Origin of the sequence: Shewanella sp. SM21, from assembly GCF_025654335.1 — a bacterium.
Lineage (GTDB): Bacteria > Pseudomonadota > Gammaproteobacteria > Enterobacterales > Shewanellaceae > Shewanella > Shewanella oncorhynchi.
This window is the reverse complement of record NZ_JAKKRL010000022.1, coordinates 1-14,234: the sequence shown is the minus strand read 5'-3', so window position 1 is coordinate 14,234 and position 14,234 is coordinate 1. Positions and strand designations below refer to the sequence as shown.

Here is a 14,234-nt window from a genome sequence, read left to right as displayed (position 1 = left end):
CCAAACCGTATTAAACGATATTCAAAAAGTTACCATAAAAGGCATAGACATCATTAACAAGCAGACTTATTGCTAATAGTAAATGCTGAGATCTAAACAGATTAAAGATAATGACCAAGAGTGATCGAGCGCAAGAGATGGCAAGATCTAGCGTCTTTATTGCTTTAAACTCGCCTGCTGTAAAGCGCCGCTTTGACCCCAGTAGCGGGCAAACTCAGTCAAGGTCATTCCGGCATTATTCGTTAGGTTCGCATCGCATTCTTTCGCGTATAGCCGCTTTACGATAGTGAATTCGGCCTTAATCACAGCGCCCATCATTGCCGTATTACCACGCTTATCTTGCAAACAAGCATTAGCACCATGCTCAAGCAATAAATCCGTTGCAGCCTCTTGGCCGTTATAAGCCGCCACCATTAGCGCGGTATAGGTTTGACTATTTCTCTGGTCAATAGGGAAGCCCGCATCGAGAAAATGCTCAAGCACTGTGATATCGCCGGTACGCGCTGCAGCAAAAAAGTAGTCCACCAGCAATTGTACTTGTGCGGTATCGGGCTCGTCCGTTTGACTCACAGTTGCGGGTGTCTGAGCCGAACCGGCCCCCATTGCCACCGACATACTCAGGGCCACAATAATCAATAATAAGATAGCAATAGTGTGTTTCATCAATGGCTTCCAGCACAGCTAAAATAGAGATTTAAACAATAAGAGGTGACGAAATGCCCGCAAGACGCCCTCTTAAACTGGGCAGAAAAGAGCTTGTTTACGTCTTGCGGGACTTACTGGGTTCGGACTGTTAACGCGCAAATCTCTGCGACCCAAACTGTCCTAAAAATAACGACATCAGATTGAACGCTGTTTAACCTCGGCCAGATCACCCTTTACGGCCTTGGTTAAACGCTCGCCAAACTCTGGGTCTGCACGATAAAAGTGACTGAGCATCTGATGTTTCACATTGGTATCGTTCACTTTGCCTAAGTCACCGGCCAAGTTAGTGATCAGATCTGCTCTATCTTGCTTGCTCAAGCTGCGATAAAATACGCCCGCTTGGCTAAAGTTATCCTGCTTGCTAATAGCCGTTTGTTGCACAGTCCCCGTCAGCGCAGTTGTTACCGCACGATAACGATTATCTTCGGCCAAGGCTAAATGTACGCTCGGTTGATAGTTCACATCGGACTGGGTATGCCCCATATTGCCCGCACCTTCTTGGTTGTGGTTTGCCACCGCCACTAAGGGTTTATTAATCGGCAATTGCGACAAATTCGCGCCGAGTCGATACAGCTGAGTATCGGCGTAGGAGAACATGCGGCCTTGCAGTAATCTGTCTTCCGAAGGCTCAATCCCTGGGATCAAATTCGATGGTGCAAATGCCGCTTGCTCAGTCTCTTGGAAGAAGTTTGCAGGCATGCGGTTCAGCGTCATAGTGCCCACTTTTTGTTCTGGCACATCTAGCCACACCTTAGTGGCATCTAACGGGTTGTAATCAAACTTATTAAGCTCAGTCGGGTCGAGTAATTGAACGTACAGATCCCACTTAGGATAGTTACCCTTGTTGATCTCACTATAAAGATCATCGGTTAAATGGTTAAAGTTTTGCCCTTGGACTTTAACCACTTCATCGGGACGTAAGCCTTTAACACCTTGCAGACTCTTCCAGTTAAATTTCACGTATTTAACTTGGTTATCTCGATTCACAAATTTGTACGCATGCACACCGAAACCGTCCATTTCACGATAACTGGCAGGTACACCTAAGTTACTGTAAACCTGAGTCAACATATGGGTTGAACCCGCTTCGTGACTGAAAAAATCGAAGAAACGATTCGGATCTTGCATATTGGTCACTGGCGATGGTTTGAGTGAATGCACCATGTCAGGAAACTTGACCGCATCGCGAATGAAGAATACGGGTAAGTTATTACCTACTAAGTCCCAGTTACCTTGGTCCGAATAAAATTTGGTCGCAAACCCACGGGGATCACGCAGCGTTTCTGGCGAACCTTTCGAGTGGATCACGGTAGAAAAGCGCACAAATACGGGCGTCACTTTACCTTTTTGTGCAAAGGGTGCCGCTTGGGTTAGGTTACTAAAATCACCACTCGATACAAACTCACCATGAACACCTGTGCCTCTGGCGTGGACGACACGCTCAGGAATACGTTCACGGGCAAAGCGTTGTAGCTTCTGGATAAGCTGCACATCTTGCAATAACACGCTGCCATTACTGCCCGCTGTGGCCGAGTTTTGGTTATCACCCACAGGTGCACCATTGTCACGTGTCAGGGTATTTGTTGGTAAAGTTTGAGCCTGTACATTCAATGTCAGACCCATAGAAATAATTAAAAGGCTTTTAGTAAGATGCATAACAGTTCCTCTTCTATGCATAACGCCAAGCTCTTTTCTGCCTGCCCGCAGTATAGTTCTGAATTTGTAATTAGAAGAAACGATCTTTATCGATTATACGAATCAATAAAACCTATTAGACATAAATTGGCAACAACAAAAAGTCACATTGTCAGATACTGAAGCTAGAGATTGTTGACTAAAACCCCTCGGTTTTAGTCTATTGCGAAGTGGATAAACGTGGGGTGATTAAGAGATATTTAGCGATTGATTGAGCTTCACAACAAGAGCCGTAAGCTAGCATTAATCCTTAAGCCCCATCTGTTTTAATCGACGGTACAAGGCATTACGGCTGATCCCTAAGCGTTTAGCGCATTGGCTCACATTGCCATTACAGGCCTGAAATGCCTGCAGCACATTGCTATAAATCGCCTCATTTAGGGAATCCGATTGAACCTGTGTGACATTCGGCTCCACTGCGAACTTACCACTTGGCAGGGGTGATGCAGAAGGTTGACCACTTACCTCTTTAAATTCTTCACATAAAGATGCAGCTTGTAACAGGTCTCCTTTTAACGGCTCGCATGTGAGTTTGGCCGCCAGATAATCGGGTAAATGTTGCCAATTGAGGGTATTGTCCCCTTCTGCCATCAAGCAAGCGACTTGCATGAGGTTATCCAGCTCACGCAAATTCCCCGGCCAGTCGTATTGCATCATTTTCCCTAACAGTTCTGGGCAGATATCCTGCGCGGCGATACGATGTTTACGGTGTAATTTGTGGATAATACGCTCGATATCCAGCCGCTCCCGCAGCGCAGGCAAGCGCACTTGCAAGCCATTGAGTCGGTAGAACAGATCCTGTCGAAACAGCCCTTGAGCCACCTGTTGTTCTAATTCCATATGGGTTGCGGCAATGATTTGGATATCGACTTTAAAGCTTTGATTACTGCCAACGGGTACCACTTCGCGCTCTTGCAATACTCTGAGTAAACGACTCTGGGCCGCCAGCGGCATTTCACCGATCTCATCTAAAAATAAAAAGCCGCCGTGGGCTTGGCGAATTTTACCGATAAATCCAGTGCGGTTTGCCCCAGTAAAAGCGCCTGCCTGATAACCAAAAAGTTCAGATTCGACTAATTCAGCGGGCAATGCGGCGCAGTTCACTGCCACTAAAGGCTCGGTGCGACGCGCACTCTGGGCATGGAGCTTTTTAACAAACTGCTCTTTACCGACGCCCGTTTCTCCGAGCACTAACAGCGGAATTTGCTTGGTGATCACCTTATTGGCATGTTGCCATGCGCGCTCAAGTTGAGGATCGCGAAACCGCACCCCCAATTGATTGAGCGATTTATTGCTAATCGCAACTCGACCCTTAGCGCTGGGAATATTTAAGGATTGAGTCTGTAAATGCAAAGCTAAATGTTGATTAAAGCCACCCGCACGGCTCCAATTATCGCCTAAGTACTGTTCGACGGCATCGCCCACCTTGGCATGATTAAGCAATTGTTTCGCCATGGGATTACAACCCACGATGCGACCATCACTATCGGCAATCACTATGCCCTGCCAACCCGAATTCAACAGATTTGGCTGCGCCGCTAAATCGATTCGATAATGACTATCGGGCAGATGGCACAAAAGCGCGGTCTCGACCTGCTGCGCCAAACTGGACACTAACATCAGCGTCTGCTGGGTGTGCCTTTGCTGCTCGCTGGTGATATCAATCACCCCGAGCATCTCACCTTGGGGGGAAAATATAGGGCAAGCAGTGCAACTCATAAAACGATTCTGGCGAATAAAATGTTGCTCACCCACTACAGATACGGCTTGTTTGGCGGTAAGTGCCGTCCCTATCGCATTGGTGCCCTTGTGCTGCTCAAGCCAATTCACCCCAATATCCAGAGCTACATTCGCCAGTTTTGTGGAGTAACGGCTCACGCCCCAATGCCTGAGCACATAACCCTCGGCATCGCTGAGCAAGAGTCGGCTATTAGAATGCGCCATCAACTGATTGAACAAGGGCAAGGCATGAGATTGTACTAATGCTATGAGCATCTGATATTGCTCATGTTTCTGCTTTAGTTCGCAGGCATCGAGCCTTAGCTCCTGGGGTAACTGAAATTCTGACAAGCCAGCGCCAATGCTGCGCTGCCACGAATCGGCCAACCACGCCTGTGTCGATGGTAAATGCGGTTTAACTGCCATAGCCGTGCTCCCCAGAGCTGTGTTCCGTTTCGGCACAATTGCTGTGTGCCACTCAATGACAAAGTAACCACAGGACACACTTCTCTCCCTGAGTGCCCATACTTATTCAAATCTGCAAAATTAGCTTTTCATCATACTGTTAGCACAACAAGTGTACAACTCCTGCCAGTTTGGCACTCTCCTTGCGATGCACCCTTGGTATGCAAGCCTCAGGTGTTGCATAAGAGAACACTAAGTCAATCAATAGGATTGGCTTAAAGCAAAACGAAAATATTTAAAAAGGCATCCAGCAGAGATGCATCAACAAGACTCCCTTGCTGAAGCCAAGAGCGTAAAAATCGCCAACGCCCAGCATGCCATCCACAAGAAGGAATGATTCTATGATTTATGCTCAACCCGGAACCGCAGGCGCAATCGTTAACTTCAAAGAAAAATACGCCAACTTTATCGGCGGAAAATGGGTCGCCCCAGTCAATGGCAAATACTTCGACAATCGCTCCCCCGTGAATGGCCAAAATTTTTGCCAAATCCCACGCTCCGATGCCCAAGATATTGAATTAGCATTAGATGCAGCCCACGCAGCGAAAGAAGCATGGGGTAAAACCTCAGTCACCGAGCGCTCAAACCTGTTACTGCGCATTGCCGATCGGGTCGAACAAAATCTCGAATACTTAGCCGTCGCCGAAACCTGGGAAAACGGTAAAGCGGTGCGTGAAACCTTAAATGCCGATTTGCCCTTATTCGTCGATCACTTCCGCTACTTTGCCGGTTGCATCCGCGCACAGGAAGGCAGCGCCGCCGATATCGACGGCAACACAGTCAGCTATCACTTCCCAGAGCCTTTGGGCGTGGTCGGGCAGATCATTCCTTGGAACTTCCCGCTCTTGATGGCGGCATGGAAAATCGCTCCTGCGCTGGCGGCGGGTAACTGTGTGGTACTCAAGCCTGCGGAGCAGACGCCAGTCTCGATTCTGGTCTTGCTCGAGCTGATTGAAGACCTATTACCCGCGGGTATTCTTAACGTAGTCAACGGCTTTGGCGCCGAAGCAGGACAAGCTTTGGCCACCAGCAAACGCATCGCTAAATTGGCCTTTACGGGCTCCACCGAAATTGGCTATCACATTTTAAAATGCGCCGCCGAATCCTTAATTCCATCGACCGTTGAGCTTGGCGGTAAGTCGCCTAACGTGTTTTTTGCCGATGTGATGGACCATGAGGACGAATATTTAAATAAAGCCGTCGAAGGTATGTTGTTGGCCTTCTTTAACCAAGGTGAAGTCTGTACCTGCCCATCTCGGGTGCTAGTCCAAGAATCGATTTTCGAGCGCTTTATCGAAAAAGTGCTCGCCCGTGCGCAAACCATTAAGCAAGGCGATCCCTTGGATACCGACACTCAAGTTGGCGCTCAAGCCTCTAAAGAACAGTTCGATAAAATCTTAAGTTACTTAGCCATAGGTAAGGCTGAAGGTGCAGAAGTGCTACTGGGCGGCACACTTTGCCAACTCGATGGAGGCCAAAGCGAAGGTTATTACATCAGCCCGACGATTATGAAAGGCCACAATAAGATGCGTATCTTCCAAGAGGAGATCTTCGGCCCCGTCATTTCGGTCACCACCTTTAAAGATGAAGCCGAAGCCTTAGCGATCGCGAACGATACTGAGTACGGCCTAGGTGCTGGTGTGTGGACACGGGACATGAACACGGCTCAACGTATGGGACGTGGCATTCAAGCTGGCCGCGTGTGGATTAACTGTTACCACGCCTATCCTGCCCATGCCGCCTTTGGTGGATACAAAAAATCCGGCATTGGCCGCGAAACCCATAAAATGATGCTCAACCACTATCAAAATACCAAGAATCTCTTGGTGAGTTACGATGTTAATCCTTTAGGTTTCTTCTAAGGTTTTTGGGGCTCAAACAAGCTGATGTGAGGAAGCTTTTATTAGGTTTTTAAACGTCTTTGCAAGCAAGCTTATAAAACTTTCCGCATGAGTAATCGATACAAGTGATAAACATGAAAGGGCGAATAGCCCTTTCTTTTTTAACTGAATTTAATTCAAACCTCACTCAGTTTATATTATCAATCCGCGCTAAACGCTGAGCTAATTCAGCAAGAGATGAGGCTGTTTGTGGATCGCTTTGGGGATCGACAACTTCAACCAGTTTAAGTTTTGGCTGAAAAGGTAACCAAGAACTGCCCGTTGTCATCACTAAATCCAGCACAAACTGACCGTAATAGTGCAATCTCAGTCGGTTATCCGTCATAGGCCAATGGGCATAAAGCAGAAAAGAATCGTACATTTGCGCCAAAGAGGTTGTCGCAATGAGCTGAAACCCTTCATCAAGCAGACTAAACTCGGTCGATTCTTCGAAGGGACAATCGAAAGAAGTGATGACCAAATACCCCAAGGTTTTATTGGGTAAAACGCAGCGGTATTGGCCTTCAATCACTAGGCCTGCAATAAAAGTGTGAGTAGGTTTACCATTGAAATACAAGGGTATTTTCAGTGGATTAGGCTCAAACCCATCGGCATGCTCTGTTAGCAGTGAAAACCCCGTTATCGGCTGCATCCCTTACCCCACTTAGCTCGCCTACCTATCTCGCCTACCTATCCGCGAAAACACACGTCACGCGGCTCTTGCGGATTCAAATCACTAGGACTGACGGCTTTTCCAATAACAGCCCAGTAAGATCAAATAGCCGACAAAATACGCCACGAGATCAAGTGGATCAAAATGGCTACCTATCACTATTCGCGCCAAGCGATTTCCGCCCAAGCCCAGCTTATCGACTAAGCCCCAATATTGGCCAAACTCGATGGCAAAGGCAAACAGCAATACCGCCAACGCCAGCCAAGGCGTTTGAAAAAAGCGTTTAATACCCTCGTCTTTACTATTGGCTACCAGATTGACTACTGGGGGTACAACAACGCGCACCATGCAAAACAGTAAGATCACCACCAATACATCGCCCACAAAACCACGGATAAAACCCGCAGGTGCATATAAGGCGATTAAGACTTCGGTCAAAAATAATAAAACGGCATAAATACAAAAGGATTTACGACTCGAATTGCGGCTGATGAAAGCGCGCATAACGGCGGTAGACATAAATAAGTTAATCCCTTCACTCAGTTGAGATGGCAGAATTTACCGTAATACCAATAGGTTAACAAGTGAGTTTTCGTTGACATTTAAGACTCGCCACACGAGCAAGCGCACCACTCACCCCCATCAATTAGATAAATGTTTGCGCCTCAAAATTTAAGCGAGGTTTAAGTTTGGGTTAAGTAGCCTACACCTAAACCCACTTAGGAGCGTCACACCATGTCATCAAACACACTGCAAACCATCAAAGTCTGGGACCTGTTGATCCGCATATTCCATTGGTCACTCGTCGGCTTTTTTACCTTAGCCTACCTCACTGAAGGCGAAGACGAGTGGATGACCATCCACAGTTACGCAGGTTATAGCATCTTAATTTTACTGGTGTTTCGCCTGCTGTGGGGCGTGATGGGTACCCACAATGCGCGCTTTAGCAACTTTATCACTCGCCCTAAAGAAGTACTGGTGTACCTCAAAGGACTCGTCACAGGCAAAGCCAAAGACTACATAGGCCATAACCCCGCAGGGGCAATGATGATAGTGGCCTTGATTGCTAGCATCGCCATCACGGGATTCTCGGGCATGGCGCTGTACGCCACCGACGGACACGGCCCATTAGCCACGAGCTTTTTCGCCACTTGGCCCGAAGGCGCCATAAAAGAAGTCCATGAATTCTTTGCCAACTTCACCGTGTTCCTTGTGGTCATCCATGTTGGCGGCGTCATCGTCAGCAGCCTGTTACACAAAGAAAACTTAGTCAGAGCCATGGTCACGGGCAAGAAACAACGCCCAGTGAAACAAGAAGATTAATCCATTAGCCATTTTGCTTAGCAACAAGATATCCAGCCCAAAAGGAATACCCTATGAACAGATTCACCAGACACACGAATAAAAGTCGCCTTGCTATCGTCGCGATTTCCACCTTGCTGCTGACTAGCCTTAGCGTTAGCGCCGCCAATAGTAAAGTGCAAAGCCTACCACTGAGCGCCGAGCGCATCGGCACGCAGTTGCAACGCTATCAAGCCCAAGGCGCTGGACCCTTTACCGCCGCCGCAGGACAAAAGCTTTGGCTACAGGACATGGACGGTCGCAGCTGCGCCAGTTGCCATACCGCCAAAGTCACCGACATGGGGATGCACCAAAATACCCGTAAACCCATTGACCCTATGGCGCCGTCGATTACCGCAGATCGGTTAACCGACTCAGCCAAAATCGAGAAATGGTTTAGCCGTAACTGTAACTGGACCTTTAAACGCGACTGCACGCCACAGGAAAAAGGCGATGCCTTACTCTGGTTAAGCCTGCAATAACTCATGTAATTAGAACGATTAATTTCAATACCTTCCATAGAAGGTAACGGTACAAAAAGGAAGATATTATGACTCAACAAGCACACCCTATTAGCTGGTTCTTAGGTTCATCACTCACAGCTGCGGCATTAGCCATTGGCGTTATCGGCATCAGCCTAACCTTAACCGGTACAGGCTATGCGGACGACGGCCATGAACTCAGCCGCGCCATTCCACAAAATGCGGAATATACAGCAGAATGTGGTAGCTGCCACATGGCCTATCCCGCGAACTTACTCCCCGCCGACAAGTGGCGCGCCATTACCGCCAATCTTGAAAACCACTTTGGTGACAACGCCAGCCTAGATCCTCAAGTCACTGCCAGAATTGAGGAATATCTGGTTCAACATGCGGCGCAAAATGGTAAGGTGATGAAAAACAGCACACCGCTGCTCGCAGGCGCAGGGCCGCAGAAGATCACAGAACAGGCATTTTTTATCCACGAACACGATGAGATCCCAAGGCGTATGGTGCAAGATAACGCTAAGGTCGGCTCATTCAGCCAATGCAGCAATTGTCACAACCTCGCAGAGAAGGGCATATTCGATGAAGATACCGTTAATATTCCTGGCTTTGGCCGTTGGGATGATTAGCAGTCCAAGCACTGATGCCCACGACGATGATCTTTCCAGCAAGGTGGTCGAGTGGGTTAAGGAGGGCAAGGTTTTGCCCTTCGACACCATAATGCAACGCTACGAATCACGCCTGCAGGGGCGACTGTTGGACTTAGAAGTCGAGCAGAAACATGGCCGTATCATCTACGAGCTCGAAATCCTCCGCGACGATGGCATAGTGTATGAAATCAAGATTGACGCCAAAACCGGCGAGTGGCTAAAGGAAAAGGTCGACTGATGCGTTTGCTATTGATTGAAGATGATACCGATCTGGTCGCGCGCCTCATTCCCGCCCTTAACAAGGCGGGTTATACCGTCGAGCACGCCGATAACGGTATCGACGGCGCCTTTTTAGGCGAAGAAGAAAACTTCGAAGCCGTGATCCTCGATCTCGGCTTGCCCGGCAAACCCGGTTTACAAGTCCTCGGCCAATGGCGACAAAAGGGCTTGGCTATGCCAGTGCTGATCCTCACCGCCCGCGATGCGTGGCACGAACGGGTCGACGGCCTCAAGGCGGGTGCCGATGATTACCTCGGCAAGCCTTTTCACATTCAAGAACTACTCGCAAGGCTCGAAGTGTTGATCCGCCGCCACTTTGGCCGTGCCGACAATGTGTTGCAGCATGCAGGCGTCTCCCTCGATGTCGACAAACAAGCCGTCACCAATGTTGATGGTGAAGTGATAGAACTGACTAAGATTGAATATCGTCTGCTGCATTACTTAATGGTCAATCCCAGCAAGATCGTCTCTAAGTCCGAGCTCAGTGAACGCATTTACGAAGAAGATCAAATCAAAGACAGCAATGTCATCGAAGTGTACGTCAACCGCCTGCGCCAACGCCTAGGCAAGGATTATATCGAAACCCGCCGCGGCCAAGGTTATCGACTCAAGGAGTAAAGGCGTGTATTCACTCAAGAGTTATCTGACGCGCAATCTGCTGATCACGCTCACCTTTGCCATGGTGCTGTTGCTGTATTTTCTGTACCAAGGCATCCAAGTATTAACCCAAGACTTTGTCGCTTCGCGTCTACAACACGATGCCGACAGCCTGATCTCCGCCCTGAATCACAATCCCGATGGCACCTGGGCGCTCACCACCGACCGTTTACCCAATGTGTACCACAGGGTTAATTCTGGGCATTATTTTGCGATTCAAATCGGCGAGCAAACCCTGCGCTCACGCTCCCTATTCGACCAAGACATGAATATTCCTCAGCTAAAAGCGGGCGAACAACATCAAGCCACTGAATTTGTTGGTAAAGAACATTGGTTGATGTTCAGTCAAGCCGTTATCAAAGAAGATCAGTTAGTTACCCTGTGGGTGACGGAAGATATTAGCTCGCTTGAACAAACCCAAATCCACTTTTTAGCCTTTGCCAGCGCAGCCGTGTTGCTCACGATTGTCATTCTATTAATAGCACAGTATCAATTACTTAAACGCGGTTTTAAACCCTTAGAGCAAATGCCTGAAGCCATACGGCAGATGCGCACCCAAGGGCAAGAAATCAATCCAGACCAAATGCCGAGCGAAATCATCCCGCTGATTGAGGAGATAGATCGTTTAGTCAATCAATTAGGCCAAAGAGTCCAACGCTCCCGTAATGCCTTGGGTAACTTAGCCCACGAAATGAAACGTCCGTTACAAGGGCTGCAGTCCTACCTAGAAAGCCTGCCACCTGAACAGCGGAGTGAGGGCAGCAAGGTGCTCGCAAACCTGCACCACATCATCGAGAGAGAGCTTAAGCGCACTAAGATTGTCGGCCTGTCCACTCCAGGGCGTTATACCGTGCTCGATGACGATCTTGCGCCGCTAATCAAAGTAATGCAGCGTATTTACCCAGACCGCATTATTCACAGCGATTACGCGAGCGGCTTAGTGATGCCGTTTGATCGCGATGACTTACTCGAACTCTTAGGCAACTTGCTGGATAATGCCTGCAAGCATGGCCGCAAGAACATTGAGATCCGTATAGTGCATCAAACGGCTCCCACCGCAGGTTATGGGATCATAGTCAGCGATGATGGCGAAGGCGTCTCTGATGCCGCATTGTCGATTATCATCGAGCGCGGCATTAGGCTAGATGAAAGCATTCAAGGCAACGGCTTAGGATTATCAATCTGTAAAGATATCGTCGACAGTTATCAGGGCGAACTCAGCTTTAGCCACGCACAACAAGGTGGACTCGAAGCCAGCGTATTTCTGCCGATCCCAAGTTAAGCGGTATACTCAGCCAAACCGTGCTTAATTAATCCTGCCGCCAAATCATTCAGACCAGCGAACGGACTTAATTATTCGTGCCACTATGTCGCACCATTAAGCCCTTTGCATAACACAAGTCCAGAGATTTATATGAAAGTTATCGACCTAAAATCGGCCCCGCAGCACATTCCACAGCTGGCACAATGGCATCATCAAGAATGGGCACATTTAAGTTCTGCGGACGCCACAGTCACCACACTCATTGAGCAGATGAGCGAGTACCTTACTGACGCCGCCATCCCCAAGATGTTTATCTGCGAACAGGCAAATCAAGTGATGGGATCATCTTCATTAATCGTCGCAGATATGGACAGCCGAACTGACTTAAGCCCGTGGCTCGCCAATGTGTATGTGAATGCAGACCATCGAAATAAAGGATTAGGTAAGTTGCTCGTCAATGCCGTCATTGAGCACGCTAGAGCGATTGGTTTACAGAAAATCTATTTATTTACTGCAGATAAAGCCGATTTTTATCGAGCGCTGGATTGGTCAATGATTTCACTGGAAGATTATAAAGGCGAGATGGTCACGATAATGGAGTATGAATTAAGTCAGCAAAGTTACTAAGTAAAAGAGCAAGCTCCACGACGGACGTCGTGAAGCTGTACATGCGGGCTAAATATCTAAATGTGATATCCAATACTTAGCGACAAGCCAATGGCTTTAGTCAATTTCAATATCCACACCGAAACGATTGGATAGTTGGCGTTGCTCGTGCAGAATTTCAATTCGGCGGCGAGTGTCTTGGGTCAACTTGTCTTTGAGACGCAAACCACTGGTAATGGCGGCTTTTTTGGCTTTCTTGCTCTTCATCGGTAAATCAGTTGTCGTTGCATCAGTTGGACTCTCGACGGCTTGAGATTCGATAGACATAGCTAACTCCTTTAATTAGAACCTTAAATAGGCTCTTCCAGTAAATCCCTGCTCAAAACGAACAAACAGGTCATCTTTATAATGAGTCAATTCGCCATTCACTATTTAAGTAATAGATAATTTGGCGACTCATAAACTTACGGCCCATATCATTTACCTAAGCCAACAAAATTAAATCACATGCTAACAGGATAAAAATAATCGAGACGTAAGGTCGAAATGAAAAACTGAGTATTGATTGACTTCATCGGCGTAACAGAACCCTAACGAGTCCTAAATTTCCAGCGACAAAGCGGCATAACATAGGTAGAGAAAGAACAGGTGGTAATGCAGAAAGGTTGGTAAGCTCAAGCGGCAAAGCGCTGCTGCGCAACAATTAGGCTACGCAACAGTACTACATCTAGCCTAGATTTACGACTTATATGGCATAGCGCCGAGGTAATCTTTCTTGCCAATTTCAACACCGTTGTGGCGCAAAATCGCGTAGGCTGTTGTTACATGGAAGTAAATGTTCGGAATAGCATGCTCAATGGCAAACTCATAACCTGTAAGATATTTTCCTTCCCATCGTGGTTGTGAGACATGGATCGTGGCCGCATTAGCAAAATCATCCGCTTTAAACGTTGCTAAATAATCCAAAACTGAGCTAATACGCGCTTGCAACTCAGCAAGCGTCGTCTCACTATCATCATGCTTTGGCACTGTATCTAAGTTATCAGTCAAACGTGCTACGCCAATTTTGGCAGTATCGCAGGCAATTTGAACTTGGCGAATAAGATTGAATTGATCCGGCGCTAAACGTGAGTTTAAAAGAACCGCCATATCAACTTTCTTGAGGTTTGCGAAGCATTCGCCTTTTTCAAGAATAACGCTTAAATTTTTCAGCATCTTGCTAAATTGTACAACCGTTAAATCATAAAGCATGGCATAGACCTCATTGATGGACGCTACAAAACTGCAGCACTTAAGACGATCTTGGGGCAAATTACTCAATTTCAATCATTCTTGGAATTTAAGTATCTGCTTAATAATAAATACTTCAATATAAACAATATTAAGTCAATTAGGACGAGAAAAGATAGACGTTACCAGTAGGGGTAGAGCGTCAGCTACAAGCCGAGAGATTAAAATTATCTCGGACTGATCCGAATAACAATAACGTACACTCGTAGGAATTGGGATGGTCGGCTATGACGATAACCACATGCTTCGAGCCCGAAGCGTTAGCGTTACTGGGATGAATTATCCGCGACGCCATAACGAAAAAAGCCTCATCTTTCGATGAGGCTTATCTCTTAATGTTGGCGGAGCGGACGGGACTCGAACCCGCGACCCCCGGCGTGACAGGCCGGTATTCTAACCAACTGAACTACCGCTCCTTTAGCTTAACGTCTACACGTTAACCTAAATTAGGCGCTTGGCGATGACCTACTCTCACATGGGGAGACCCCACACTACCATCAGCGCGTTTGCGTTTCACTTCTGAGT

The 14,234-nt window shown here is 47.6% G+C and carries 15 protein-coding genes and 1 tRNA gene; 8 read left to right on the top strand and 8 right to left on the bottom strand.

Translation table 11 applies throughout. The features are described from left to right. Positions 1 to 156 precede the first annotated feature (156 nt). The 3 genes from L5L94_RS20825 to L5L94_RS20815 form a co-directional block, all read right to left on the bottom strand. Positions 157 to 663: an ankyrin repeat domain-containing protein gene (locus L5L94_RS20825; protein ID WP_263164920.1), complete on the bottom strand. Its 507-nt coding sequence runs from the start codon at positions 661 to 663 to the stop codon at positions 157 to 159. A gap of 177 nt (positions 664 to 840) precedes the next feature. Further along, positions 841 to 2,361, bottom strand: a complete 1,521-nt coding sequence (locus tag L5L94_RS20820; RefSeq protein WP_317629655.1) for a catalase — start codon at positions 2,359 to 2,361, stop codon at positions 841 to 843. Positions 2,362 to 2,643: 282 nt separating this feature from the next. Beyond that, a complete protein-coding gene (locus tag L5L94_RS20815; RefSeq protein ID WP_263164919.1) occupies positions 2,644 to 4,545 on the bottom strand; it encodes a sigma-54-dependent Fis family transcriptional regulator in 1,902 nt (633 codons plus the stop codon). Positions 4,546 to 4,925: 380 nt separating this feature from the next. On the opposite strand from L5L94_RS20815, the gene L5L94_RS20810 reads away from it, so the two are divergent. Then, positions 4,926 to 6,446, top strand: coding sequence for an aldehyde dehydrogenase family protein (locus tag L5L94_RS20810; protein WP_263164917.1), 1,521 nt, complete (start codon positions 4,926 to 4,928; stop codon positions 6,444 to 6,446). Positions 6,447 to 6,612: 166 nt separating this feature from the next. On the opposite strand, the gene L5L94_RS20805 is transcribed toward L5L94_RS20810, so the two are convergent. Together L5L94_RS20805 and L5L94_RS20800 are read right to left on the bottom strand one after the other, a co-directional pair. Then, the gene (locus tag L5L94_RS20805; protein ID WP_263164915.1) at positions 6,613 to 7,116 is read right to left on the bottom strand and encodes a hypothetical protein; all 504 of its coding nucleotides are present in this window, start codon (positions 7,114 to 7,116) and stop codon (positions 6,613 to 6,615) included. Between the two features lie 84 nt (positions 7,117 to 7,200). Next, the gene (locus L5L94_RS20800) at positions 7,201 to 7,656 is read right to left on the bottom strand and encodes a DUF2809 domain-containing protein (RefSeq protein WP_263164914.1); all 456 of its coding nucleotides are present in this window, start codon (positions 7,654 to 7,656) and stop codon (positions 7,201 to 7,203) included. Positions 7,657 to 7,872: 216 nt separating this feature from the next. Between L5L94_RS20800 and L5L94_RS20795 the strand changes: the two genes are divergently transcribed. From L5L94_RS20795 to L5L94_RS20765, 7 genes are all read left to right on the top strand, one after another. Beyond that, positions 7,873 to 8,460, top strand: coding sequence for a cytochrome b/b6 domain-containing protein (locus L5L94_RS20795; protein WP_263164912.1), 588 nt, complete (start codon positions 7,873 to 7,875; stop codon positions 8,458 to 8,460). A gap of 53 nt (positions 8,461 to 8,513) precedes the next feature. Next, positions 8,514 to 8,960, top strand: coding sequence for a DUF1924 domain-containing protein (locus tag L5L94_RS20790; protein WP_263164910.1), 447 nt, complete (start codon positions 8,514 to 8,516; stop codon positions 8,958 to 8,960). A gap of 68 nt (positions 8,961 to 9,028) precedes the next feature. Next, a complete protein-coding gene (locus tag L5L94_RS20785) occupies positions 9,029 to 9,592 on the top strand; it encodes a diheme cytochrome c (protein WP_263164908.1) in 564 nt (187 codons plus the stop codon). Beyond that, positions 9,585 to 9,851 (top strand): PepSY domain-containing protein, encoded by a 267-nt coding sequence (locus L5L94_RS20780; protein WP_011787607.1) that lies wholly within the window; start codon positions 9,585 to 9,587, stop codon positions 9,849 to 9,851. The genes L5L94_RS20785 and L5L94_RS20780 overlap by 8 nt, the downstream gene beginning before the upstream one ends. Further along, a complete protein-coding gene (locus tag L5L94_RS20775) occupies positions 9,851 to 10,510 on the top strand; it encodes a response regulator transcription factor (RefSeq protein WP_263164905.1) in 660 nt (219 codons plus the stop codon). The genes L5L94_RS20780 and L5L94_RS20775 overlap by 1 nt, the downstream gene beginning before the upstream one ends. A gap of 4 nt (positions 10,511 to 10,514) precedes the next feature. Next, the gene (locus L5L94_RS20770; protein ID WP_263164903.1) at positions 10,515 to 11,831 is read left to right on the top strand and encodes a sensor histidine kinase; all 1,317 of its coding nucleotides are present in this window, start codon (positions 10,515 to 10,517) and stop codon (positions 11,829 to 11,831) included. A gap of 132 nt (positions 11,832 to 11,963) precedes the next feature. After that, positions 11,964 to 12,440: a GNAT family N-acetyltransferase gene (locus L5L94_RS20765; protein ID WP_263164902.1), complete on the top strand. Its 477-nt coding sequence runs from the start codon at positions 11,964 to 11,966 to the stop codon at positions 12,438 to 12,440. A 96-nt stretch (positions 12,441 to 12,536) separates the two neighbouring features. Here L5L94_RS20765 and L5L94_RS20760 read toward each other — a convergent pair whose 3' ends face one another. The 3 genes from L5L94_RS20760 to L5L94_RS20750 all read right to left on the bottom strand — a co-directional run bounded on the left by L5L94_RS20760 (position 12,537) and on the right by L5L94_RS20750 (position 14,125). Further along, on the bottom strand, positions 12,537 to 12,746 hold the full coding sequence (locus L5L94_RS20760; RefSeq protein ID WP_105251048.1) for a hypothetical protein: 210 nt from the start codon (positions 12,744 to 12,746) through the stop codon (positions 12,537 to 12,539). A gap of 411 nt (positions 12,747 to 13,157) precedes the next feature. Then, entirely contained in the window at positions 13,158 to 13,670 is a 513-nt protein-coding gene (locus L5L94_RS20755) for a DUF1993 family protein (RefSeq protein ID WP_063885021.1), read from the bottom strand. A 378-nt stretch (positions 13,671 to 14,048) separates the two neighbouring features. Continuing rightward, positions 14,049 to 14,125 (bottom strand) — tRNA-Asp (locus L5L94_RS20750). Positions 14,126 to 14,234: the final 109 nt, after the last annotated feature.